The organism is Bacteroides sp. (assembly GCF_052357945.1).
Classification (GTDB): domain Bacteria; phylum Bacteroidota; class Bacteroidia; order Bacteroidales; family Bacteroidaceae; genus Bacteroides.
Genome location: NZ_DAWCXD010000072.1, coordinates 1 through 25,067, shown reverse-complemented (window position 1 = coordinate 25,067; position 25,067 = coordinate 1). Strand labels below are relative to the sequence as shown.

The following is a 25,067-nucleotide window of genomic DNA, read 5'->3' as shown; positions in this document are numbered from 1 at the left end:
TATACTCCACTACAGAGTATAGAAAAAGGGACAGCCATACAATGAGTGCTTACATAAATCTCCGTCCTTAGTCGATTTTATTTTTATCTATTCCAATATCTACTTAGCTTTGAGATATTAAAACAAATTAAAAGCATAAGAGAGATGAGAAAAAACATGAAATGGATAGGATTGGTAGTCTGCTTAGCATGCTACACCGGTTTTGCAACGGCACAAGAAGGCAATGAACCGCAAGAAAGGCAACAAGAAAAGCGTCTTCCGCGTGAGGTGTTGAATCCGGAAAAGGTAGCCACGCAGATGACAGACCAAATGAATAAGTTACTCCAGTTGACAGATAAACAATATAAAAAAATATACAAGCTGAACCTGAAAGAGCAGAAAGCATTCTTCAAGGCTATGCAAAATTCGAATGACCAACGTCCGCCAATGGGAGAAGGCCCTGGAATGCGGGGAGGACGTCCACCAATGGGTGGAGGCCAACCGCCTATGATGGGAGAAGGTGGTTTTCCCGGTAGAATGGGTGGTGGACCGATGATGAACAAAGATAGCAATTCCGCCGATTCACAAAAGAAAGCTGCAGAAGCCAAAGAAAAGAAGATAAAAAAGATTCTGACAAAAGAACAGTACGAAAAGTGGCAGGCTGAACAAAATGCCGCACGGAAAAAGGCTGCTCAAAGAAGAATGCACAAAGATAATCACTCTGGCGAAAAACCGGATTTTGAACAGAAAAATCTCTAAAACATCACACTTAATATGTTTCTATGAACAGCGTTTGTTTTTCATAATTTTTTAGTGAATGCAAAGTAGCGGCTCTCTTCGTGAGGAAGAGAGCCGCCCTTATTTTATAACCTTACAATGCACTATAAGGTTGATGCTATTACATTTTGCTTAAGGCTTCTTCGCTATCCTGCTCCGCTGCGTCCACGCAAGAAGCATAACTCCGATTAACAATAAAGCCAATGCTGCATAAGCAATACTTTCCGTGACGTGTATGCTTTGCGGATCAAACCACATCTCAATGGTATGTTCCCCTGCCGGCATATTTATCGCACGCAAGATATAGTCTGCACGGGCAATATCTACCGGCTGGCCATCGATAGTCACCTGCCATCCCGGATAATATATTTCAGAAAAAACAACAACTCCGTCTTTAGGAGTGGAGGCCTTATAAACCAAACGATTTGGCTCGTAACTGGTTAACTGGATGGTAGATAGTGAATCTTTATATCCTTCTGTCACACCTTTCAGCTGTTCTTTAAACTTCACATCCACTACGGCTGTTTCCGTTGGAAGAATATCGTTCAAAGCATCTATTTCTTCATTTGCATTATTTACATACTGCACCTTATCTACGAACCATGCATTACCGTATGCATAAGGATTCATGACAGGAACAGCCTGCCCTTGCTCTCCGGCAGGGAAAATGAAGTATTTGGTATTCAGCATATTCAGTACACGGAATTTAGAAGCATCCACACTGTCCATCTGTCCACCGGCAGTAGCCACAGCCTGATAAGTTTCTTTCATTTCGGGCACGATGTGATGGTCTATCATTTCCTGATAGCGGCGAAGTTTCGCTGCATGATAGCCACCGACACTCTTATGCCAATATGCTGTATTGTTTTCATTAAATGTATTACTGGGGAAACCGATAAAGTTCAGTACACGATAATTCGGAGTCGTATCCTGAAGAATAATCTCATCCGCCTGTGTTTTCACGAATGCTTCTGACTGCTTCGACTTCGGCACGAACTGTTCGTCATTCAAATAGCGTTTATTGACACTCCACATATCTATCAGACACAAAAGCGCAATACCCGCCAGTGTGAAAGAGGCTTTCAACTTCCGCAGTTGATACAAGAATAAGAACAGGCAACCGATCACTATAATAAAGAAGCTGCGCCATGCATCCGAAGCAATAATGGCTTCGCGCATTTCAGTCAGATTGGCCACAAACGGAGCCAAATGTTCGGCAGGAAGTGCTTGTTTCAAAGCAGTCATCTCCTGTGCCGTTATAAAGCTGGAGAAGAAAGCGCCCGGGGCGACAGCTAAAATGAGTGCAACACCGGCAGTTAGTACCAACGCAGCAATCACTCCTCTGCAGTTCTTTTCCTGTTTCAGCATATCCGGTTTACTCAAAATCTCTTTCAAGGCAAAAATCGCCAACAAAGGTATTGTAAATTCAGCTATTACCAGAATAGAAGATACAGCGCGGAACTTATTATACATCGGGACATAATCGATAAAGAAGTCCGTCAGCCCCATGAAATTCTTTCCCCATGAAAGCAGAATCGAGAAGATAGTAGCTCCCAGCAGCGCCCATTTAAGAGGACCTTTCACTATAAAGCACCCCAATACAAAGAGGAACATCACAAATGCCCCCACATATACCGGACCGGCTGTCCACGGCTGCTCACCGAAATATTGAGGTAACTGTGAGTAAATACCGTTATACATTGGATTGGCCTTTGCCATAGCAGCTTCGCTCTGTGACATCGTAGATCCTGATCCTCCCCCCTTTACATTCGGAACCAGCAACGTCAACGTTTCACCGATACCATAACTCCAGTTGGTTATATAATCACGATCCAATCCGCTACTAGTCTGACTGGCAGCAGCTCCTTCCTGCTTCAATTCGCTCTTGCCGCGCATCGTCTCCTTACTATATTCATACGTATGATACAGATTGGAAATATTGATGCAGACTCCTACCACAGCAGCCAGTGCTAAAACCCCGCTAGCCTTGAAGAAATGAGGCAATTCTTTCTTTCTATAAGCATCTTCAAAGTAAGCTCCTACAAAAAACAGGATCACAAACATGAAATAATAGCTCATCTGAATGTGATTCGACTGAATCTGAAGGGCGATGAACAGGGCCGTAATGATTCCACCCAACAGGTATTTCTTCCGGTAAGCCAGAACGACACCTGCAATCGTAGGTGGTATATAAGCCAATGTCACAAACTTCCAGATATGCCCTGCCGGTATCAGAATGAAGAAATAGGAAGAGAATGCCCATATCACTCCGCCTAATCCTGCCAGCCAGGCCGATATTCCAAACGCCCGCAAGAGGATATAGAATCCCAGCATCATGATAAAAGTCAGCACTACATAATCCGGGAGAAAGAGGCGATAAACCTTCTCCACCCCTTTCAGGGACGTTGTCGAGTCGTAACTCGGAGACATCTGATAAGTAGGCATACCTCCAAAAATCGAGTTTGTCCAGCGCGTACGTTCTCCGGTACGCTCGAGATACTCTTTCGATTCTTGTCCTGCACCGACTCCGGCAGCCGTGTCATGCTGAAACAAGATACGACCTTCGATATCAGCCGGAAAAAAATAGGCGAAAGAAAGAATGATAAAAGCCAGAATGGCTATTAAGTCAGGAAGAAACTTTTTCATTTACGATGACACGATTTACTATTTACGATTGAAGTTTGAATATAAAAATAAATACGACCGGACAACCTAACATTTACAATTGATAACAGTGGAATATCGATCTCCCTTATTTATCAATCGTAAATGGTAAATCGTCTAATCGTAAATCAAATTAGTATCTATAATGATCTGCTTTATAAGGTCCGTCCACCGATACACCAATATAAGCGGCCTGTTCGGGAGTCAGCTTAGTCAGTTTCACACCGATCTTTTCAAGATGCAGGCGAGCCACTTCCTCGTCCAGATGCTTCGGCAAGCGATATACATTGATATCATATTTCTTGTTGAACAGTTCTATCTGCGCCAATGTCTGATTGGTAAATGAATTACTCATCACGAATGACGGGTGTCCTGTTGCACATCCCAGATTTACCAGACGACCGTCGGCCAACAAGATAATGCTATGTCCATCCGGGAAATAATAACGGTCTACCTGCGGTTTGATATTCACACATTTGATGCCCGGATAATGTTTCAAAGCATCTACCTGAATTTCATTATCGAAATGGCCGATGTTGCAAACGATAGCCTGGTCTTTCATTTTCTCCATGTGGTCGATACGGATAATATCGATATTACCTGTCGTAGTCACGAAGATGTTACCTTCCAGACAAGCCTCTTCCATCGTCACTACTTCGAAACCTTCCATTGCAGCCTGCAGTGCACAGATCGGGTCTACCTCCGTCACGAGCACCCGCGCTCCATAAGAACGCATGGAGTGAGAACAGCCTTTACCCACATCACCATAACCGCATACCACTACTACTTTTCCGGCAATCATCACATCTGTTGCACGCTTGATTCCGTCGGCCAACGATTCGCGGCAACCGTACAGATTATCAAACTTAGATTTCGTTACCGAGTCGTTTACATTGAATGCCGGGAACAGCAATTTGCCTTCTTCCTGCATCTGATACAAACGGTGTACGCCTGTCGTAGTCTCTTCAGATACGCCACGCACTTCTTCCGCTACACGATGCCAGCGAGTACTGTCTTCTGCCAACACTTTCTTCAAGATGGCATTCAGTTCTATTTCATCCTCCGCGTGTACTTCCTTATCCAATACGGCAGCATTATTTTCAGCATCATAACCCACGTGGATCATCATTGTCGCGTCACCGCCATCATCTACAATCACATTCGGTCCCTTGCCGCCGTCAAAACTCAATGCCTGTAGCGTGCACCACCAATAATCGGCAAGAGTCTCGCCCTTCCATGCAAATACCGGTACACCGGCAGCAGCTATCGCAGCAGCAGCATGATCCTGCGTTGAATATATATTACAAGAGCACCAACGTACTTCAGCTCCTAAAGCCACTAATGTTTCAATCAGCACAGCCGTTTGAATGGTCATGTGCAACGACCCCATAATGCGGGCACCTTTTAACGGTTTGGATTCTCCATACTTTTCGCGAAGAGCCATCAGGCCGGGCATTTCTTTTTCTGCCAAATCGATTTCCTTGCGTCCGAAATCAGCAAGTGTAATATCTGCCACCTTATAGGGCAGAGTAGAGAATAATTCTGTAGACATATTGTAAATCATTTATATATAATGGATGCAAAGATAGAACATTCTGATTAGTAGGGCAAAAGCTATCCGTTTTTTTTATATTATAATAACTAGGGAGGCTGTCAGCATCTCGGAATATTGTTTTATATTTGCAACGGATAAGAAACTTTTATGTATCTGTCTGAATGACAGAGCAGAGCGGAGATTAAGAAAGTTGTCGGTAACGATTTAGCGACCATGTAACTGCGCTGAACAGCTGCACTTTGCAACTCGTCGAACAACTCTACGCAAATATAGCGTTTTTCTTGGAAATAGCAAAATCGGCGATTGTGTTTATGCAAAATGCGGACAGAACTTTCCATCCGCATTATTTAATCAGCGTCGCCGCTCCCGTTCTTTTTCATCGTCGCGTTGCATCCGCAGGTTCAGACGCTCGCGCAACTTGTCGAGAAAATAGGTACGGCTCTCGCCCTTGCGTCGCTTGATGTCGGTATAAGCGTCATAAAGACTTCGCGCATCGAGGCGAATGCCGAACAACTCGCCAAAGAATCCGGCCAATTCGTTCATGGCTATCTCCCCGTCGTCGATACGTTTCATCTCGTGCAAGGCATATATCAACTCGACTATTTCGACCACAGCTCCCGTCCAACGTCGTTTGCATACATGAGGTTTCGACGGATAAGTATCGCCGTAGCGAGTCAATATCTCCAGCTCTGTATCTATATATCCGATGACGATATGCAGGAAACGAATTTGAGTATCACTCTCCGGCGTTTCCTCTTTCGAGATATAGCCGCATAATACGTGCAGGCGGATTCGCGCATAGCGCAGGGTGCGAAAAACGGCTTTGCGGTCGTCATCCTCGTCGCAGAAGGTGCGGAGTGTGTTATCGAAGTCGCGGAACAGTTCTTCCGTGACAGCTTTGATGGCGGATTCCACCAAACGATCCGCCGTAATATGATGTGTCATAAATGTTCGTTTTATAAGTAAATAAATCAGTTTCTTCGAGTTTGTTGAAGTGGACTCGGTGGAGATTTATTTCTTATAAAGCGAACTCTTACTTGCCATTGAAACTCGTATCGAGTAGCTGTATCGCTTAAATGTTAAAGGAATATTATAACGTAATCGCAACTGAAGCTCCACAAGTTAGGGTATTCATCCATTCGGAGCTGCGACTGCTATGCGACGGAAATAAATTATAGTCGAGGAAAAAACGGATACCGTAATGTTCTTTTGCCTTGAATGTCAATGAAACCCCGCTTCCCATACAGAATCCACTTTTTGCGAAAACTGTCCTGTCTGTCAGTTTCAGTTGGGGATAATGCACATAACCGCCCAAAAGTTTACTGCCTACCAACCAACGCGAAGACAGCGGATAGGAAAAATAGCTTCCTCCGCAAATCGATACCGCATCGAAAGTATTATTTTCCGCTTGATCTTTATTGACTATTATAGAGGTATTGGAAACGGCAAACCGTCCTCCGACACCGATATGCGGATTGAAGAAATACGCACCCTCCACACCGGCCGCACTACCCGATGAGGTGCTAAATTCGGTTTGTTCATCAATGTCATAACCACTCAATGGGATATTCAATCCGAGATACAGACTAAGAAAAGAGGGCTTTTCCATTCGGTCGAACATATCTTCATTAGCAAAGCTGTCAATCCCCTTTTCCTTGAATATCAGGTCTGCGAGGTAATAACCGATCTCGGTCGAAAGTATTCCGATGCCTGCTCCAGTCAGCACATCGCTCAACCAATGCTTGTTGTTTGCCATCCGCATCAACCCTGTAGCGGTAGCCATGCCGTATGCCCCGACACCGATCCACGGGCTTTTATGTCCGTACTCCTTATTGAGCATGGTGGCGGTCATAAATGCCGTGGCGGTATGTCCGGAAGGAAAGGAGTGTCTGTTCGAACCGTCCGGACGCTCGACATTGGTTGTTCGTTTCAACGTGTTCACCGCACTTCCCATAAGGATGGCGGAAAAAGCATCGGAGACAATCATTCTGCCCCATAAACTACGGCTTTGTACACCTGCCGCTTTCATGCCGAGCATTATCGCGGCAGGGGCATACTGCATATAATCGTCCGCGTGGCGGCTGAACCGGGGCAGATAATCATTGCGCAGGCTCCGGAAATGGTCGTCCTCACTTTTTACAATCAGACCACCGATAACCAGCGGAACGCCAATATATGTCATTTGATAAAACCGGGAGGACGAGAACCTGTCAAGTCTTTTGCTGAAACTATTTGTTACATGGATAGGTAAACTATCACTCCTTTCTGTGTTCAGGCTATCTGTCGGATTTTGGGCCGACAAGAGGGCAAAACTGTAAATACCGACGATACATAGTGCTATCTTTTTCATGCTGCCATCATTTTTTTGATTTATGGCAGCAAAGATATCGGGTGACTTTGGGGAAAGTTTGAAGATTTACAGAAATATCACCGTAAACTCATGTTTTCCACCAGTATAGGCGTATGAAATTTTCCAGCCGTGATAATCGCATACGGCCTTGACGATGGAGAGTCCGAGACCGTTGCCCGCCGTTTTTTCCGACGGGCGATAGAAACGGTTGAATATCTGGTCGGCATCCAGTGCCGCGTCGTCGGACGTATTGGATATTGTCAGCCGGTCGTCCGACAAGGATACGGTTATTTCTCCGCCGGTCTTATTGTGGCGAACGGCATTCACGACGAGATTGTTTACCATGCTTTCCAACAAGGAACGGTTGGCCTTTATCGGCAAAGAGGCTGCTGAAAAGTTTTGCGTCAAGACCAATTCGCCGGAAAGACTTTCGAGATAGGGCTGAAGATCTTTTATCACCGTTACCACGTCGACTGACTCCGTGCGGCTGAACTGGTTGTTTTCCATTTTGGCCAGCAGAAGCAGGTTTCGGTTCAACCGCGACAGGCGGTTGTTCATTTGGTATAAATCCTGTATGATGTCGGCTTGCCGTTCGGTCAGCTCCGGTTGTTGCAGTAACAGGTCGAGCTTGCTTTGGAATACGGCTAACGGGGTTTGCAGCTCATGCGAGGCATTTTCCGTAAACTCTTTCTGTAACCGGTAGCTGTTGAGGCTATTCGTCATCAGCCTTTGCAGAGCGGTATTCAGTCTTGCAAATTCTTTGGTGTCGCTTTCCGCTAATTGTGGACATACTCCATTTTCCAGCTTGAAATGTTCTATTGCCTCCAGTGTCTTGTCGAACGGTTGCCATAGACGGCCAGAGATGAAGTGCATCATCAGCACGATAGCCACGCCCAATACGGTAACGATAAGTGCAAACTGGATCATGATACCATGCAGGATATCCTCTTCGAGGTCGAGGGCCGGAACCGGTTTCCCTTGCTGTATGGCTTCGATAATATCTATCATGTCCTCGGCATAGAAGCTCTTGGTCAACCAATAGAACAGAGGGGTTGCCAACAGCAGGAGTATTGCCACGCAGACAATGAACTGCGTGAGCGATTTGTACATCAAGCTCTTCTTTTTCATAATTCTGTCCATTTATATCCCGTTCCATACACATTCCTGATACAGTCCTTACATCCCGCGACAGCGAGTTTCGCTTTCAGGTTCTTGATGTGGGTATAGACAAAATCGTGATTGTCCATCATGTCCGCCATCTCTCCGCTGAGATGCTCGGCCATAGCGCTCTTCGATATGACACGCTCTTTGTTACCGATGAAAAACAACAACAGTTCGTATTCCGATTTAGTAAGTTCTATTGGTATTTCATTCGCTATAGCCGACTTGTTCAGCAAGTCGATCCGGACACCATTGCTTTCCAGTATATTGTTTGCCGCGAACTCCTTACGACGGATAATGGCATAGATGCGCATACTGAGTTCGGGCAGGTGAAAGGGTTTGGCAAGGTAGTCGTCCGCTCCTATCTCCAGCCCCTTTACTTTATCGTTCAGCGAATCCTTGGCCGACACGATAATCACGCCTACCGGATTGCGCTGCTTCCGGATGTCACGCAGGATGTCGAGGCCGTTACCGCCGGGCAGCATCAGGTCGAGCAGCACACAATCGTATTCATACATATTTACTTTCATTTTGGCATCGTCATAGGTGAAAGCCTGCTCGCACAGATATTTTTCACTACTGAGGTAGGCTACGATGCTATCCGAAAGACTTCGTTCATCTTCTATAATCAATATTTTCATACTCTTCTACTTTATTAACATTACGATACTGCCGCCCGTAATGAGCAATGCCCCGATGATCACCCGCAGGCTGACCGGCTCTTTCAGAAACAGAAAGGAGAGGCAGATGGTAATCACCACGCTCAATTTGTCTATCGGTGCCACACGCGATACATCCCCTACCTGCAATGCCTTGAAGTAGAACAGCCACGAGAGGCCGGTGGCGGCACCGGACAGAATGAGGAATATCCATGTATGTCCGCTGATGCCTTTCACCTCGGCCGTGTGGTTTCCGGCAAGAACGATTCCCCAAGTGATAAACAAGATGACTGACGTGCGGATAGCCGTCGCCAGATCCGAGTTGATGTCCTTCACTCCGATTTTGGCGAAAATCGCTGTCAGCGCGGCAAAGAATGCCGAAAGTAAAGCATAATATTTCCACATGGCTGAAGCTATTTCGAAAATTCCTCTTCATACCAGGACGGAATAAAACTATCGGGAAGCCCTTCTGAATCTTTCCTTTCTTTCGACAAGATTTCGAGAAGCTCATATTCGCTCCAAGCCGGATCTCCCATGTTGTAATCCAAGTAGTTGGTCTGGCTGATTCGAATTTGATATTCATATCCACTTTCATAATCGAATTTGCCGATATATACAAATGGCTCCCATTCGTTAGACTTTTCCCGTTTGACCGCATATACGTCCGTTACAAAATTACCACCTCCGCTGAAAGCCAGACCTTGGACTTTTTCGGAAGCAACGGTCAAGAGATATTCTTCATAACCTGTCACTTCCCGTTTATTTCCTTCATTCTCGTTCAAGCAGCTTACAAGGATAAAAGGAAACATAAGCAACAGGGAAGTTGGAAAATACAACTTTCTCATGTTTAATCTCACTTTAAGTATCATATTATTTGCAAAATTATTAAATATCGATAATCATAAACCTGATTTTGTAGAAATCTTGAAAGTGAGCAAGTCATCTTATACTTGCTCTGTCTTGTAAATTACCCTCATCATCGCAGGCAGTACTATCAGCAGCAAGGGCAGGCCGACGATAAATCCGCCGATGACGGCTACAGCCAAAGGCTGTTGCATCTGTGCGCCGAGACCTATTCCGAGTGCCAATGGCATCAGGGCGAGTACGGCACCGAGAGCCGTCATCAGTTTTGGACGGATACGCAGGGCAATGGCATAATCGACGGACTGGGAGACATCGCCGCCTCGGTTCCGGTTCATGCGGTACTGCCATACGGTGAAGATGGCATTTTCGGCAATGATGCCCACCACCATGATGATACCCGTATAGCTGCTCACGTTGAGCGGAACGCCCGTCAGCCACAAAGCCAATAGACAACCGCAGATGCCCATGATGGAGATGAAAAGGATGGTGAGCGAAATGTACCATTCCCTGAAAAGGAACATCAATACGGCAAATACGAGCAGTACGGCAAGCAGGAGAATCATCGTCAGTTCGTGGAAAGACTGCTGCTGTTCGGAGTATGCACCGCCGTAAGAGATGCTGTAACCGGAAGGCATGGCGAGTTCCGTGTCCAATGCTTTTTGCAGGTCGGCGACCGTGCTGCCCAAGTCGCGGTTCTCAAGCCGTGCGGTCAGCGTGATGTTGCTTTTCAGATCTTCGCGGCGTTGTTCGATTTCTCCGGGAACCACACAGATCTCGCAGAAGAAACCGAGCGGGCGGGTACTGCCGTCGGGCAGGAATACGGGCTGCTGTTTCAACTGTTCCGGAGAATTGTCCTCGAAATCAGTAAAGCGCAACAGGATGCGCCGCATCTGCTCGCCGTCCTGCACGGAACCGATTTGCAGACCGCCCGTCATGGCTGCCTGTGCAGGATTCGGCTCGATCACATTAGCCGGCTGGCAGAGCGGGATGCCTCCCGTATGGGCGGTGAGCTGCTGCTGAAAATCGGTCAGCGAAATGCCGAATTGCGAAAGACGTTCCTGATTCGGGGTGAAGACTATCGAGGCTCCGGCGGGTATCAGTCCGTTGTCGATGTCCACAATGCCCGGTACGGCCTCCATGACTTTCTCCGCTTGTGCCGCCATCTTCTGCAAGGTTTCGTAATCGTTTCCGAATATCTTCACTTCGACGGGTTGCGCGGTACTCATCAAGTCGCCCAAAAGGTCGGCGATACGCTGCCCGAAGCCGATAGTCATCAACGGAACGGCTTGCGATATTTCCCGGCGCAGGTCGCTGATGACTTCAGGGGTACTCGCTTTCCGGTCCGTTTTCAGCTGAATCAGGTAGTCGCCGAAATTGCTCGGCCGTGTCTTGAAGGACATGCCGAGAGCCGTGCGGCGCGAGTAAGTCTCCACATCGGGATGCGCCATGATGATACGTTCCATCTGACGGCAGAGGCGGTCGGTCTCCTCGATGTCCGTTCCTGCGGGAGAATGATAGTCGAGCACGATAGTCCCTTCATCCAAATCGGGAAGAAAGCCCGAAGAGAGCCGGGAAGAAGCATACCAGCCGCCCAAACCTAAAAGCAGGACGAACCCGGCGGCAACCAGCGGTTTGCGATAAACAACGGTCAGGAAATGAACTTTTCGGATGGAGTTCTCTTCGAGCGTTTTCACGTCCAAGTCCTTCGGACGCAGTTGTTTCCTATATCCGATAACGAGGTGCAGGACAGGCAGCAGCAGCCAAGTGACGAGGAATGAAGCGACGAGTGTAAGCTGCATCGTGTCGGACAGCTCCTTGAAAAAGCTGCCTGCCAACCCGCTCATCAGCCGGAACGGGAAATGGATGACAATCGTCGAAAGCGAAGATGCCACCATAGCAGGAAAAAGATTACGGATGGCATGGCGTACGACAGAGAAGCGGTCCGTGCCGGGGCGTTCTTCGTGCTCCCGGTAAATCTGTTCGATAACGACAATGGCATCGTCGATAATCAACCCCACCGAAGCCGCCATCGCACCGAGCGACATGACATTGATGGTAATTCCTGCCAGATAACAGAGCAGGACACTGAAAGCCACTGTAACGGGGATGGTCAGCATGACCACCAGACTCGACCGCCACGAGCGGAGAAACAGCACCATCACGACGATGGCCAGAAACAACCCTTCGTAGATGGTTTTCAGTACGCTGTGGATGCTGTCGCCCACGAAAGCGCTCTGGTTGTAATAGGGCTTGAGTTCATAGCCTGCCGGAAGCTGCTGCCTGATCTCGTCTGCCTTGCTTTCCACCTGCTTCGCAAAATCGATCAGATTCACACCCGGCTGCTTCACCAAATCGACAAGCACGGCATCGTTGCCGTCGGCATTGATTTTCAGAAACTCCTGCTGTTCCTGTATCTCGACTACCGCTATATCACCCAGACGGACAATCCGCTTGCCGTCGTTGCGGACAATCACATTCCGCAATTCTTCCATGTCGTTGATACGTGTGTCGGTCAGCGTCAGGTACAGGCGGTTATAGTCCGCCACATTGCCGTTTCCCAATACGTAATTCGTCTGCGCGAAAGCGGTCTTTATCTGTGCGGGAGTAATGCCGAGCGCCGTCATCTTCGCGGCGTCGGGCTTCACGACGAACTCCTTCGCCTTGCCGCCACGTACCACTACATTACTGATACCATCCACTTGCGAGAACATGGGGCGCACCACGAGATTGCCCACATCGCGCAGGGCAATGCGGCTGTGTGTCTTGCTCTCCAGCGTGAATCCATAGACAGGAAATAATGATTGGTTCATCGCCTCGGTGGAAATGACCGTGCCGTCGGGCAGGAAACCTTTTATCTCGTTGATACGGCTCTCCAACTGGGTTTTCAAGGCATAGATATCCAACCCCCATTTGAAGTAAACATCTATCACGCAACTGCCCCGGCTGGTGCTGCTCTTGACGACCGTCGTACCCTGCACTTTCTTCACCGCACTTTCCAAGGGTTTAGTGACGGTAATCATCATACGGTCTACGGGCTGCTGTCCGGCATCGGCTATCACGGTGATGCGGGGGAACAACACTTCGGGAAACAGGTTGGTCTGCATCTGTGTGTAGCACCACGCTCCGGCAAGCAGCAGAAGCAGCCCTACGAACAGGATAGGGCGGCTGTATAGCTGGTGAAGGCTTCGTTTCTGTATTGTGTTCATAAGGCGGCCTCCTCTTTCGTAACGACGACTTTCGCCCCGTCCTCCAAACCGTATCCACCCGTGAGGATAATGCAGTCTTGCGGCGACAAGGCAGCCGATTTGATTTCGATTTCCGAAGCGTTGCTGTTGCCTACCTCTACAGGTACTTTGACGGCCGTACTGTCATCGGCCAATTTCATCACCCAATGCTCCGTAAGCGTTTCGTCGCTCTGCACGGCACTTTTGGGAAGTATCATGCCTTTATCCGAGGATGAACCGCTTTCTGTAAATACAGCCTTGACATTCATGCCTTCCGGCAGGAAAGGCGTTTTTGCCCGTGCGATTACCCGTTCCGATTGTGATACCGTGTTCATCGTAGCTAACGGGGCGTGGACGGTTGCCGTCAGCCGGGTACCGTCGGGCAGTTCCAGCATACATTTGCTTCCGCTGTACGCATACCGCCTCTGTTCGTAGGGGACATTAATCTCGAATACGAGGCTTCCGGCTTCGGCAACGGAGCAAAGCACAGCGCCTTCGGTGATATAACTTCCCGACTGCTGCTGCACGTCGAGGACAATACCGTCGCGCTCTGCCTGTATGGGAATGGCCGTCCGGTTGCCGCTGCCCAAAGCGTGCTGTTCCTTGCTCTCTATCCGGTAAAGTATATCTCCGGCTTTCACCCGTGAACCGGGCTGTACGAGAACTTCCGTGATGAATGCGGGAATCGGAGCACCGACCACTGACTTGTTCTGGTACGCCGTAGTGGCGGACAAGATGATTTCCTTCTCGATTTTGCCGAACGCCGCATGAGTCAGCGTGACTGCCGTTCCGGGCTTTTCTTCCTGTATGTTTTCGTTCGATGCGCCTCTTTGCCCGCATCCGCCAAGGCTTACTATAAGCGATAATAAGACTATCTGATATTTCATGACTGTGATGATTTGATATTACCAATTCCAATAATTATAGGCGGCTATGACAAGCTGCTTGTTCGTGCGCAACAGCAAGCGGTCTTTCTCTGTCTGAATCTTGCTCCGGAGTACCGTAATGTAATCCAACACGGATACTTGTCCGGCGTCCATTTCTTTACCATAATCAGCCAATACGGATTCGTATTCGGCAAGCTGACGTTCTAAAGCTCTCTCTCTTTCGTCATATCTACCCAACTCGGAGAGGCACTGTTTGATTCTCATGTTCCGTTGATATTCGGAGTTCTCCTTGTAAGTCCGTATGGTGTTTTGTTGCCACACGGCCTGACGTTCTTTCTGCCGCTTCTGCCTGCCGTCGAAAATGGTCCACGAGAATGTTACCCCTGCACTCAACCCGAAATGGCGATACCAGCCGGAAAAGTCGCCGACTTGGAGACCGCCGTTTACGAACAGGTCGAGCTTGGGTTTGTATTGCAGGTTGAAGGAGCGCAGGGCGACTGTCGTATTCAGGCTGTCTAACCGGTATTGCTCGGTAAAGAGGCTCGGCTCCCCGTCGTTGCGCAACCGGACAGGCTGGCTTATATCCGACAATGCCACATCGGTCACCTCGTCGATGCCGCAGAGCAGGTTCAGATCCATCAGATGGGTGTGGTAATCTTGGCAGGCAGCGGTGTGCAATTCGTCATTCGCCTCCCTTTCGATCACCAACAGGTGCAAATCCGACTGTTTGGACAGACCGTTTTCAACTAACTTTTGAACGATTTCCATACGGCGTCCGATAACCGTTCCGACAGAATCCGTAAAGTCTATCTGTGCCTTGTCGAGCAGGCAGAGCAGGTATTGCTCCGTTACGGAACGCTCCAACTGGTGCTCTTCCATACGAATACGGTTATTCGCCATATCCGTGTTGATCTTTGCCTGCTCTTGTGCTACTTTGTATGAACTCCTGCCCAAGAGGGGGTGCGTCCAAGTCGCTCCGGCATGGAAAGAGCCGCTGCTCTCTCCCAAATCGTAACCGTAGTAATCCGTAGCAGATCGGGCATTCCATTTGAAAGCGGCCCGTCCGCCGTCTTTCGAGACGATCGGCACGAACAGATAGTCGCCGTTCAGCTCCAGCCGGGAGTGTGTATACATGGCTTTCAGCCGCTCAAGTTCCGCTTGCTCTATCTCCGTCCGGTTCCGGTAATCCGCTATCAACGGACTATTCTCTTTGGCTGTCTCTATGTAATAATGTAGAGATTTGCTGCCATCCTCCTGCCCATAGGAGTGCAGGCTGACGATGCTTAATGAAAATAACAATAATAACCGATTCATATTCTATTTTTGTTTTTGGGACAAAAGTAGAAGACGATTTTGGGGAAATTTGGGAGATTGTTTATTATAGGAACGTCTTTTGTATATCGGGACATTTCTTTCTTTCGCTCTAATCGCCCGACTTCGGAGGGCGATTGTTCCCCGTCAGGGCAAGGCTTTTGAGAGTAACTCAAAAGGTATCGAGTAACTCGATACACACCTTGCTATGTTCCGATGAACATAAAGCATTCCGTGCGGTATGAATCGTAATTTCTCGTTTCCGTATGTTGAAATTCTACGGATTTACTTGCGTGCTTTCTTACGGAGTGAAATCTACAATACATTAAGGAAACAATTCCGTAGAGAAGTGGTGTCGTACAGATTTACGGATTTACTGTCGTATCGTCGTATGGATTTAAGGGTGTCCGAATATAGGCCAATTTATATACAAAGATTTACGGGTAAAGTTATTCGCAGCAACTGAAAATAAAAACGGGCAACATACCTGCTATTGTCGGCAAGAGCAGTTTCAGTATGCGACCGGTACAACGCCAAACTGTGCCAAACGGACGCCACAAGCTGCCACGAAACATCGGACAGCAAGCAGGTACGGAGGGATTGAGTAGATTTGCCGCAAATCTTAAAAATCGTAGGACATGGAAATAGTTATCGTAGAAAAGAAAACATTCGAGGCGTTGCTCGCCGCTACGGAGACGCTCGTGGGGAAAGTCGGTGCGTTATGTCGCCGTTGCAATGACAAGCAGATGCAGAAGTGGCTCGACGGGCAGGAGGTATGTCGCCTGTTGCGTATAAACCCGCGAACCTTGCAGACCTTGCGCGACAACCGGATGATCGCTTTCACGCGGGTGAACCGCAAGTTTTATTTCAGGCCGGAGGAAGTTGAGCGGCTGTTGAAAGAAGCCGCCTTATTGCAATCCGGGCGAGAGGATACCTGAATGAAAATACCAACCACTAAATCCACAGAAAAGATGAATGACAGTAACGTAATCATGTCGGAGGACGGACGCATCGCGTCGGCGTTGCACGCTTTGAAGAAATGCGCAAAGGAGGTAGATAAGCTCATGGACGATTTTCATCCGCCGCTCGGAGGAGAACGGTACATGACCGACAAGGAGGTGATCGCCAGGCTGAAAGTCAGCCGACGTACCTTGCAGGAGTATCGTACCGTGCGCAAGATACCCTATATCGTGTTCGGCGGCAAAGTCCTCTATCGGGAATCCGACATCGAAAAGATGCTTGCGGAAAACTACCGCAAGGCAATTCTCTGAAAATGAAAACGGGCAGGTGTCGACACCTGCCCGTTTCCTTGCTTGTCCGGTTCAATTCAGAAGCCCGTCCTTATATCGAATGACAATCGGAGGTGTCGTGCGTCGGGGTGCAGCGGCTTTCTTTACCAGCCACTTTCTGAATACCGACGCAGGGTAGGTGTTCAGCCGGAACGCGAGGGCTATGACAATCTCCATGTCATACACGTCCGCACTGTTGCCGTTTTCCAGACGGACGTATCGGCAGACCTCGTAATCATGCAGGACGTTTTCTTCGAGGAGGGCTTTGATAGCCGCATGTACCGCTCCGGCAGTCGTGCCGAACAATTCGACGATCTCCGCTTCCGTCATCCATATATCGGCGGTATCGGTCGGCAGACTGAATCTGCCGTACTCGTCTATCGTGATAATTTCTCTTTTCATCGTATTCTGTTTTTTAAGTTCATTAAATCGCTTGACAAATAAAGCTCTCCATCTGCTCGATGCGCTGCGCGAGTTTCTCCATGTCGCGGCTCACTTTCTCCGCCGTGATCTTCGCGTATATCTGCGTCGTCCGGATGCTCCGGTGTCCGAGCATTTTCGAGAGCGTTTCAATAGGTACGTCGTTGGAGAGACAGATGGTCGTCGCATAGCTGTGGCGACTCTGGTGCCACGTGACGTTCTTTTCGATACCGCACTTCTTCGCTATTGCCTTGATGCCTCTTTTACAGCTTTCGTAACACGGAACGGGCAGTAGCTTGTCCCCTTCGGCCATGCCGTCGTATTTCTCGATGATATGCTTGGCGACATCTAACAGTCGGATATTGGTTTCGACACCCGTTTTCTGACGGTTGGTGTTCAACCACAAATGCCCGTCGAACGAGGTTTGCAGATTCGCTTGGGTAAGGTTCGCCATATCCGTCCAGCTCAATCCCGTAAAGGTGCAGAAGATGAACAGATCGCGGATCAGTTCGTAGCTTTTCTTTTCGAATGTGCCGTTGATCAGCAGCCTGATTTCCTCTTGGGTCAAAAAACCCCGTTTGGTCTCTTCTTTGGTGATGCTGTAAGCGAAGAACGGATCGCGCTGCAACAAGCCGTTGTTGACGGCCATATAGATAATTTTCCGAAATGGCATCATGTACGACCAGACCGTGTTGTTGCAGTGATTCTTTTCCACTCGCAGGAACAACTCGAAGTCCGTGATAAATGCTGGAGTAAGCTCTTTGAGCGCAATGTCGCTGACCTTATACCGCTTTTCGACGAACTCCGCGAGGTGTTTGTAAACGACGCAGTATTTCCAATAGCTACGCAGGCTTTTGAGTTTGCCGACCTGCTTCTCGTAATCCTCGTTGTGCTGACGAAATACCGCCAGCAAGGTTTCGTGGTTCATACCCAAACCGAGATAAGCGTTGCGCACTTTCTCGGCGGTAACATAATTATCTCTGTCGGCGATCTGCTGGTAGGCTTGGTTGATACCCACGCGGATTTTATCCAACATCCGGTTGGCCTCCTGCGCTGCGATGCTGCGGCCGGAAACACGGCCTAATTCTACGTTCCACGACTTCTCCTCTACGTCCAATTTGCAACTGAATTGAGCGATTTTGCCGTTTACCGTGATGCGGCACATGACGGGAACAAGCCCGTTCTTCTTCGGGGCATTGCGTTTCAAATAAAATAAAACCTTGAATGTCGATCTCATAACTCTACAATTTTTTGGTTACAAAATTATTTCTTATAGAGCTATTCTTCGATACGCAAATCGCAGCATATCAACGCAATCGCGGCAGAAATAGAACTTTTTTCGCCTCCCTCTGCCCGAATTTTGGAAATTCGGCTATATTTGCAGTCGGAGCAAGACGAATAGAGCCTGTATTTCAGCGCTTTGAAATCCTCCCAAAACCGCCTTTGCCATTCGGAACAGAGTAACGGGATAGTAACGCAACTCCGGTTTCAGTTGGCTTTTCGATGGCTTCGGTTTGGCTGCGACATCACAGTTCAGTTCTCTCTAACCACCTTGTTTACAACCTTCTTGCCCCAATCTGCTCTAACTCTCGGTTTTTATCACTATCTTTGCAACAGATAAAACAACTTCTACAACATTCTAATGAATAATAATGAATCTTCTATGAGAAATTACGAAAACAAAACAAAGGAGGAACTTTTAGAAATAATCGAACAATTAGAGAAGAAAATAGATTTCCTTTCCTCTCATTCTTCAGATTCTTCCTCTCCCTCCAAAGAACGTTTTCGTGATAAATATAGTACCCGGATACTGGATGCTCTTCCTGACATGCTCACCGTCTTCGACCATGACGCCAATATTATAGAGCTTGCTTCTTCTCCGGCAACTAATCACGTAGAAGGTATCAGCCCCAACAATATTACTACCACTAACGTAAAAGACATTCTGCCCAAAGAGGCTTATGAAAGTGTCCGCAAGAATATGGATAAGGTGATTCTCACAGGAGAAAGTTCAACAGCCAGACACGATCTTATGTTGGATGGTGTTTTACATCACTACGAAAACCGTATCTTTCCTTTGGATAAAGAGTATCTGTTGTGTATGTGCCGTGATATATCCCAACAATGGGAGGCGGAACAGACGAATGCCCAACAACAGAAAGAACTAAAGGCTGCCAGAATCAAAGCGGAAGAGTCGGACCGATTGAAATCTGCTTTTCTGGCAAACATGAGTCATGAAATACGTACCCCGCTCAATGCCATTGTAGGATTCTCCAAACTAATCACTTACGCAACATCTGCGGAAGAGAAGAATCAATATTCGGAAATCATCGAACGAAATTCGGAAATGCTGCTGAATCTATTCAATGATATTCTGGATCTGGCATCGCTTGAAGCTGATTCTCTAAAATTCAATATCCGCCCGATCAAATTAATAGATATCTGCCTGCAGCTGGAACAACAATTCTGCCATAAGACGCAAAACGGTGTCAAACTTATTTTGGACGACGTAGATACGGACATGTATACTTCGGGAGACTGGAATCGCATCATACAAATTATAAGTAACTTGCTTAGTAACGCTACGAAGTTTACCCCGAAAGGAGAAATTCATTTCGGCTATCGGGAAAAGGAGGATTTTGTAGAGTTCTACGTTAAAGATAGCGGCATCGGCATTCCGGCAGCAAGAATTGCCACAATTTTCCGGCGCTTTGGAAAGGTCGACGATTTTGTTCAGGGAACAGGATTGGGATTAACTCTTTGCAGAATGTTAGTAGAGAAGATGGGTGGACGTATCTGGTTGCGCTCCCAGGAAGGCCAGGGAAGCAGATTCTATTTTACCCTACCTTTGATTCGTCAATAAAGATCGATTAAGGACACAAATATCTGTGTCCAGGCATGACCTTACATGACTATTTACAATTAAATATAGATATACAGAAAACGCGGCTTGTTAGTAACAAAACCGCGTTTTCCGCATATATCTATGTTTGAAATATATTCATTTATTCCTTAGCAGCCGGAGCACTAAGCATTTCTTTATATTTCACCGGATCATTCAGAATTTTCATCGCTTCCTTCAAACCGTCATCATCCTTCAACTGCTGGATGATATTACCACGTTGGTAATAGTAACGCTTGATAATTTCAGTAGCAATCATCTTCTTTATATCAGATGAGAAATAATCCAAGTCGCGGTCAAGATCATGATTTAACTTCTTCTCAAGTGCCTTGAACTCCTCTGAAGCATCATCCATATACCCTTCAAACTCGGCAGCTTCTTTCAACGTTTTCAGAATTTTCTCGCTTTGCTGGTCATATTTGAAATCAGCTTTCTTCACCAACGCTTTAAAATCATTATAATCGGCATCTGTCACCTCAAACTTCTCCGGAGCAACGATGGTAGGATGTTTCAAACAATACTGAGTTGCATAATCAAAAATCAGATTATCGCGTACCAGATAGAAGAGGATATTCGGTAATTTCTCCTGTTTGATAACAATATCCGGCATTACACCACCTCCGTCGCGTACTTCACGTCCGGCAGCCGTATGGAATACCTTAGTCAAACTGTCAGGAATGGTTCCTACACTTCCATCTTCATTACGATGCTTGTAGTCAATAGCCTGTACACAACGTCCACTTGGAATATAATATTTGGAGGTAGTCACTTTCATCGTTCCGCCATAAGGCAAAGAGCGGGGAACCTGTACCAGTCCTTTTCCGAAGGTACGGTTACCAACGATAACGGCACGGTCGAGATCCTGCAGAGAACCTGATAAGATTTCGGAAGCAGAAGCGGTTCCACTATTTACCAATACCGCAATCGGAATGTCCAAGTCCAACGGCTCGCGCAATGTCTTATAAGTATTACTAGCTTGTTTGATTTTCCCTTTGGTCGTTACAATCACCTTTCCACGCGGCAAGAAATAATTCGCAATTTCTACTGCTTCATCCAGCAATCCACCGCCATTACTACGGAGGTCTATCACCAACGAAGTAGCTCCCTGTTTCTTCAAATCCAGAAATGCTTTCTTAAACTCTTTGGAAGGGTTGCCGGAAAAAGTGCTAAGGCTAATGTAACCTACATTATTATCCAATACGGCAGTATAAGGAATCGCCGGATTCTGAATAGACTCACGTACAATCGTAAACTCCATCGGCGTACGTCCACCTTTCTCATTCGGGCGCTCAATCTTTAGCTTAAAACTGGTACCTGCCTGTCCGCGTAACATCTGGCTGACTTCCGCATTATTCTTACCGGCAAGATCCTGTCCGTCAATCTCCATCAGGATATCTCCCGCTTTCAGACCGGCTTTTGCAGCAGGCGTTCCCTCGAAAGGTTCAGAAATCATCGAACGCTTTAGTTTCGTATTATAAGCAATGTAAGAACCCATTCCACCAAATGATCCTTTAATCATCTGCTCCAGTTCACTCTGATCTTCTTCCGGGAAATATTCCGTATAAGGATCCAGCGTATAAAGCATATTATCGATTCCTTCCCGAATCGTTTTATTCGGATCAATGGTATCTACATAGAACATATCCAGTTCTTTCACAATCGCATTAAATATATCCAGATTCTTTGCAATCTGGAAATTACGGTCGTCTCCACTCTTGAAACTAAAGAAAGCAACTGTGACTATCACCGCTACTGCAACAATAGCTATCTGCCTGTTCAGCAATTTTTTCATACCTCTTTCAATCTAAATGAGTCGTAAAAGTAGCTCAATCCTTTGTTATTCCGCCAGAATCCTGTTAATATTTAACTTAATTTCATCCCAACGTTCCTGTGGTATCGTTGTTCCGATTACCTGAATAACATTTCCCGAGAGAATAGAACCTATTTTTGCACATTTATCCAACGAATATCCGCAAGTCAATCCGTATAAGAATCCGGAAGCAAAATAATCACCGGCACCAGTAGTATCCACCACTTTTTGAACCGAAATGGCCGAAACCTTTATTTCTTCTGTCCCTTTGCGGATATAAGAACCATTTGCCCCGACTTTTACAATAGCAATACTGCATTTCTTGGCAATCACTCTCAAAGCTTCCTCCGGCTCCTTGCCGGTAAAGGCTTTCGCTTCCTCTTCGTTTGCAAAGACAATGTCAACATATTTGTTTATTAGCAAGGTGAAGAATTCCAGATCATTAGCCACAATGTTATAACTAGCCATATCGAGACAAATCTGCAAACCGGCTTCTTTAGCCAGTTCAATGGCGTGAAGAATCATTTCGTGGTCCTGAACAAGATAGCCTTCTATAAATAGGTACGCGTAACCTTTAAACATATCCAAGGTCAGTTCCTCTGCTCTCAAAGAAGCCGCTGCTCCCAGATAGGTTCCGAAGGTGCGCTCTCCATCCGGTGAAATAAAAGTGGATGCCACACCGGAAGGCAGTCGGTCCGAGGTCAATAGTTTGTCTTCAATCTTATTTTTCTGCAGATTTTCACGAAAAAATTCTCCATAATTATCATTTCCCACTTTTCCGATAAACCCTGTTCCGGCACCCAGACAAGCCAGTCCGAGGATGGCATTTCCTGCCGATCCGCCTGTTGCCAAGTGGGTTTTCATCTGTGAAAATTTCGTGTTAATCTGCTGTAACTTAGCGTCATCGATGAGCTGCATGCTTCCTTTGGGTAAACCCATTTCATCCAAAAGAGTATCATCCTTCAGGGTTGCGAGTACGTCTACCAGGGCGTTGCCCAATCCTATTATTTTGTCCATTCCTAATATTTTTTTTGCAAAGATATTGCATATTTCAAAAAAACCTAGTACTTTTGCATCGCAATTGAGAAAAACATTCTTCCTTAGCTCAGTCGGTTAGAGCATCTGACTGTTAATCAGAGGGTCCTTGGTTCAAGTCCAAGAGGAAGAGCGAAAAGAGGTAAATCAGAAGATTTATCTCTTTTTTATTTTTCGGATCCAATGTTTTTCGGATCAGCGGAAATTTATTCCACCATTGCCAACGTCAATATACTAATCCGTATATCCCCCACATCTACCAGACAGGAAGCACATGCCAGAGTAGTAGAACCGGTAGTCAACACATCGTCAACTATCAATATGTGTTTACCTGCAAGTGTTTCGGGATGCTGAAGCTCGAAGATACCTTCCACATTATCCCGACGTTCAAACACAGATTTGCGCGTTTGCGTTTCCGTATTTTTCTTACGTAATATTGATTCTGTATCGATGGAGATTCCTGTTACAGCAGCAATGCCACGGGCAATCCACTCACTCTGATTATAACCACGGATTTGCTGTTTTTTCTTATGAAGCGGTATGGGGATTATCACATCAATTCCCTGAAAAAAATTGGAAGATAAAAGCTCGGCAGCCATATATCGCCCCATAATTGCGCCTATTTCCTTTTGTCCACCATATTTCAACCGATGAAGAATCAAGCGGAAGTCACTTCCTTTCTCATAAAAGAAAAAAGAAGTAGCCCGTTCCAAAGGGATTTGTCCCCAGAAGAGCCGTTCTACCGGATTATCTTTTCGAAGATGATAATTGGTACGGGATAGATTGATATTACATACTGTACAGATACATTCTTCACCCTTTGCTAACGGCCGGCCGCAAACAACACAGCAACGGGGAAATAGCAGGGATAAGAAGGAACTAAGCCAGTCTTTGATAAGAAATGTGTGTTTCATAATAATAGAGATTTAAAGTTGCAATAGCACCTACATATTCAATGGAGGTACTTCTGACAGGAGTTTCTGAAAGACAGGATAAAGACTCCCGTTCGTTGCGATAATATGATGTCCTTCTATGAAATGATCTTCACCATAAAAGTTAGTCACCTTTCCTCCCGCTTCCTGTACAATCAGCGCTGCTGCAGAATAATCCCATTTTCCGAGAAATGCTTCCATCCATGCATCGAAACGCCCAATAGCTACATAACAGATTGCGGCAGCAGCCGAGCCATTCATGCGAATACCTCCCACTACCCCATAAAGCTGATCGATGAGATGGAGAGCGGTCTGTTTATATTGCAGATGATTATAAGGTAATTCTGTAATGACAAATGCATCTTTGATGTCCTCAACGTTCGACACATGAATTTCTTCGCCATTCATAAACGCTTTTCCACCTTTCCAGGCATAGAAACATTCATCCCGGTAAACTTCATAAACGACACCTAAGAGAAGTTCGGTACGGTTACGTAAAGCAATGGACACGCAATAAGGAGCCTCATCATGAATATAATTCGTAGTTCCATCCAAGGGGTCAATCACCCAACAGTATGGTTCATCCTGATAAGTGGCAGAGCCTTCTTCTGTAATGAATCCCGCTTCAGGCAATAAAGCAGTTAGGGCTTTCACCACACACACTTCAGATTCTTTATCCACATAAGACACATAATCGTGCGCATGTTTTTCCACCACACGCTCACGACGGAAGTTCTTTCGTTCTTCTTTCAAAAAATATCCAACTTCTGTAGCAATCCGGCATACATCAGTTGTAAGTTGCTTTAAATCCAACATTTATTATTCAAATTAAAAAGTGCTTCGAAGTTATAGCTTTTCCGGCAAAAAGCATAAAGGAAAATAATATTTTCGTATTTGATACGCAAATTAATGAGATAACATCAAAACTATTATAACCAATATTTAAAGAAACATCTAAAAACAAGGCCGGCTCATTTTCTTTTATGAGCCGACCTTTCTTAACTTTTACATCAAAATATAAATGTATTGTTCTTTATTCCTTAATTTATAACAACCTTACTTTTGAACCACAATTTTCAACTTACAGGTACGTCCGTAAAGTAATGCCACACCGTCATAAGTGAGTCCGGTTATGCCAGCTCCCGAATAGGCTGGTCCCTGGCTTCCTACCACTCCTGTAGGAGTAGCTATTTTAACGTGAGTTCGACATAAAATCAAAAGATAGTAAGTTGCCCGTCATTGATAAAG

The 25,067-nt window shown here is 46.4% G+C and carries 22 protein-coding genes and 1 tRNA gene; 5 read left to right on the top strand and 18 right to left on the bottom strand.

Features of this window, described 5'->3' with window-relative positions:
• The first annotated feature begins 144 nt into the window (after window positions 1–144).
• Window positions 145–738, top strand: a complete 594-nt coding sequence (locus ACT8YW_RS13720) for a hypothetical protein (protein ID WP_444105592.1) — start codon at window positions 145–147, stop codon at window positions 736–738.
• Between the two features lie 150 nt (window positions 739–888).
• Here ACT8YW_RS13720 and ACT8YW_RS13715 read toward each other — a convergent pair whose 3' ends face one another.
• The 11 genes from ACT8YW_RS13715 to ACT8YW_RS13665 all read right to left on the bottom strand — a co-directional run bounded on the left by ACT8YW_RS13715 (window position 889) and on the right by ACT8YW_RS13665 (window position 15,434).
• Entirely contained in the window at window positions 889–3,402 is a 2,514-nt protein-coding gene (locus ACT8YW_RS13715; RefSeq protein WP_444105590.1) for a YfhO family protein, read from the bottom strand.
• A gap of 151 nt (window positions 3,403–3,553) precedes the next feature.
• Window positions 3,554–4,972: an adenosylhomocysteinase gene (gene ahcY, locus ACT8YW_RS13710; protein ID WP_004302401.1), complete on the bottom strand. Its 1,419-nt coding sequence runs from the start codon at window positions 4,970–4,972 to the stop codon at window positions 3,554–3,556.
• A gap of 354 nt (window positions 4,973–5,326) precedes the next feature.
• A complete protein-coding gene (locus tag ACT8YW_RS13705; RefSeq protein ID WP_444105588.1) occupies window positions 5,327–5,920 on the bottom strand; it encodes an RteC domain-containing protein in 594 nt (197 codons plus the stop codon).
• Window positions 5,921–6,065: 145 nt separating this feature from the next.
• Window positions 6,066–7,325, bottom strand: a complete 1,260-nt coding sequence (locus tag ACT8YW_RS13700; RefSeq protein WP_444105586.1) for a phosphatase PAP2 family protein — start codon at window positions 7,323–7,325, stop codon at window positions 6,066–6,068.
• A gap of 66 nt (window positions 7,326–7,391) precedes the next feature.
• Window positions 7,392–8,453: a sensor histidine kinase gene (locus ACT8YW_RS13695; protein WP_444105584.1), complete on the bottom strand. Its 1,062-nt coding sequence runs from the start codon at window positions 8,451–8,453 to the stop codon at window positions 7,392–7,394.
• A complete protein-coding gene (locus ACT8YW_RS13690; protein WP_444105582.1) occupies window positions 8,450–9,127 on the bottom strand; it encodes a response regulator transcription factor in 678 nt (225 codons plus the stop codon). Before ACT8YW_RS13690 ends, ACT8YW_RS13695 begins: the two co-directional genes overlap by 4 nt.
• A gap of 6 nt (window positions 9,128–9,133) precedes the next feature.
• Complete coding sequence (locus tag ACT8YW_RS13685) at window positions 9,134–9,550, bottom strand: EamA family transporter (protein ID WP_444105580.1); 417 nt, start codon at window positions 9,548–9,550, stop codon at window positions 9,134–9,136.
• A gap of 8 nt (window positions 9,551–9,558) precedes the next feature.
• Window positions 9,559–9,990, bottom strand: coding sequence for a DUF4377 domain-containing protein (locus ACT8YW_RS13680; protein WP_444105579.1), 432 nt, complete (start codon window positions 9,988–9,990; stop codon window positions 9,559–9,561).
• Window positions 9,991–10,089: 99 nt separating this feature from the next.
• A complete protein-coding gene (locus tag ACT8YW_RS13675) occupies window positions 10,090–13,215 on the bottom strand; it encodes an efflux RND transporter permease subunit (RefSeq protein ID WP_444105577.1) in 3,126 nt (1,041 codons plus the stop codon).
• On the bottom strand, window positions 13,212–14,120 hold the full coding sequence (locus ACT8YW_RS13670; RefSeq protein WP_122291009.1) for an efflux RND transporter periplasmic adaptor subunit: 909 nt from the start codon (window positions 14,118–14,120) through the stop codon (window positions 13,212–13,214). The genes ACT8YW_RS13675 and ACT8YW_RS13670 overlap by 4 nt, the downstream gene beginning before the upstream one ends.
• Before the next feature lie 18 nt (window positions 14,121–14,138).
• Entirely contained in the window at window positions 14,139–15,434 is a 1,296-nt protein-coding gene (locus ACT8YW_RS13665) for a TolC family protein (protein ID WP_444105575.1), read from the bottom strand.
• A 635-nt stretch (window positions 15,435–16,069) separates the two neighbouring features.
• Here ACT8YW_RS13665 and ACT8YW_RS13660 point away from each other — a divergent pair.
• The gene (locus ACT8YW_RS13660; protein ID WP_444105573.1) at window positions 16,070–16,369 is read left to right on the top strand and encodes a helix-turn-helix domain-containing protein; all 300 of its coding nucleotides are present in this window, start codon (window positions 16,070–16,072) and stop codon (window positions 16,367–16,369) included.
• A 33-nt stretch (window positions 16,370–16,402) separates the two neighbouring features.
• Complete coding sequence (locus tag ACT8YW_RS13655) at window positions 16,403–16,702, top strand: helix-turn-helix domain-containing protein (RefSeq protein WP_444105571.1); 300 nt, start codon at window positions 16,403–16,405, stop codon at window positions 16,700–16,702.
• 51 nt (window positions 16,703–16,753) lie between these two features.
• Here the strand turns inward: ACT8YW_RS13655 and ACT8YW_RS13650 are convergent, their stop codons facing one another.
• Window positions 16,754–17,122, bottom strand: coding sequence for a hypothetical protein (locus ACT8YW_RS13650; RefSeq protein ID WP_444105569.1), 369 nt, complete (start codon window positions 17,120–17,122; stop codon window positions 16,754–16,756).
• Between the two features lie 22 nt (window positions 17,123–17,144).
• On the bottom strand, window positions 17,145–18,377 hold the full coding sequence (locus ACT8YW_RS13645; protein WP_444105567.1) for a site-specific integrase: 1,233 nt from the start codon (window positions 18,375–18,377) through the stop codon (window positions 17,145–17,147).
• A 426-nt stretch (window positions 18,378–18,803) separates the two neighbouring features.
• On the opposite strand from ACT8YW_RS13645, the gene ACT8YW_RS13640 reads away from it, so the two are divergent.
• Complete coding sequence (locus tag ACT8YW_RS13640) at window positions 18,804–20,003, top strand: sensor histidine kinase (protein WP_444105565.1); 1,200 nt, start codon at window positions 18,804–18,806, stop codon at window positions 20,001–20,003.
• Window positions 20,004–20,145: 142 nt separating this feature from the next.
• Here the strand turns inward: ACT8YW_RS13640 and ACT8YW_RS13635 are convergent, their stop codons facing one another.
• Both ACT8YW_RS13635 and ACT8YW_RS13630 read right to left on the bottom strand, forming a co-directional pair.
• Complete coding sequence (locus tag ACT8YW_RS13635; protein ID WP_444105563.1) at window positions 20,146–21,834, bottom strand: S41 family peptidase; 1,689 nt, start codon at window positions 21,832–21,834, stop codon at window positions 20,146–20,148.
• A 45-nt stretch (window positions 21,835–21,879) separates the two neighbouring features.
• Window positions 21,880–22,869, bottom strand: a complete 990-nt coding sequence (locus tag ACT8YW_RS13630) for an adenosine kinase (protein ID WP_009000957.1) — start codon at window positions 22,867–22,869, stop codon at window positions 21,880–21,882.
• A gap of 77 nt (window positions 22,870–22,946) precedes the next feature.
• Here ACT8YW_RS13630 and ACT8YW_RS13625 point away from each other — a divergent pair.
• Window positions 22,947–23,020: transfer RNA gene (locus ACT8YW_RS13625), tRNA-Asn, on the top strand.
• 73 nt (window positions 23,021–23,093) lie between these two features.
• On the opposite strand, the gene ACT8YW_RS13620 is transcribed toward ACT8YW_RS13625, so the two are convergent.
• From ACT8YW_RS13620 to ACT8YW_RS13610, 3 genes are all read right to left on the bottom strand, one after another.
• Window positions 23,094–23,801, bottom strand: a complete 708-nt coding sequence (locus ACT8YW_RS13620) for a ComF family protein (protein WP_444105560.1) — start codon at window positions 23,799–23,801, stop codon at window positions 23,094–23,096.
• 30 nt (window positions 23,802–23,831) lie between these two features.
• The gene (locus ACT8YW_RS13615) at window positions 23,832–24,635 is read right to left on the bottom strand and encodes an inositol monophosphatase family protein (RefSeq protein WP_444105558.1); all 804 of its coding nucleotides are present in this window, start codon (window positions 24,633–24,635) and stop codon (window positions 23,832–23,834) included.
• 240 nt (window positions 24,636–24,875) lie between these two features.
• Complete coding sequence (locus tag ACT8YW_RS13610) at window positions 24,876–25,037, bottom strand: hypothetical protein (RefSeq protein ID WP_444105594.1); 162 nt, start codon at window positions 25,035–25,037, stop codon at window positions 24,876–24,878.
• Between the last annotated feature and the right edge of the window lie 30 nt (window positions 25,038–25,067).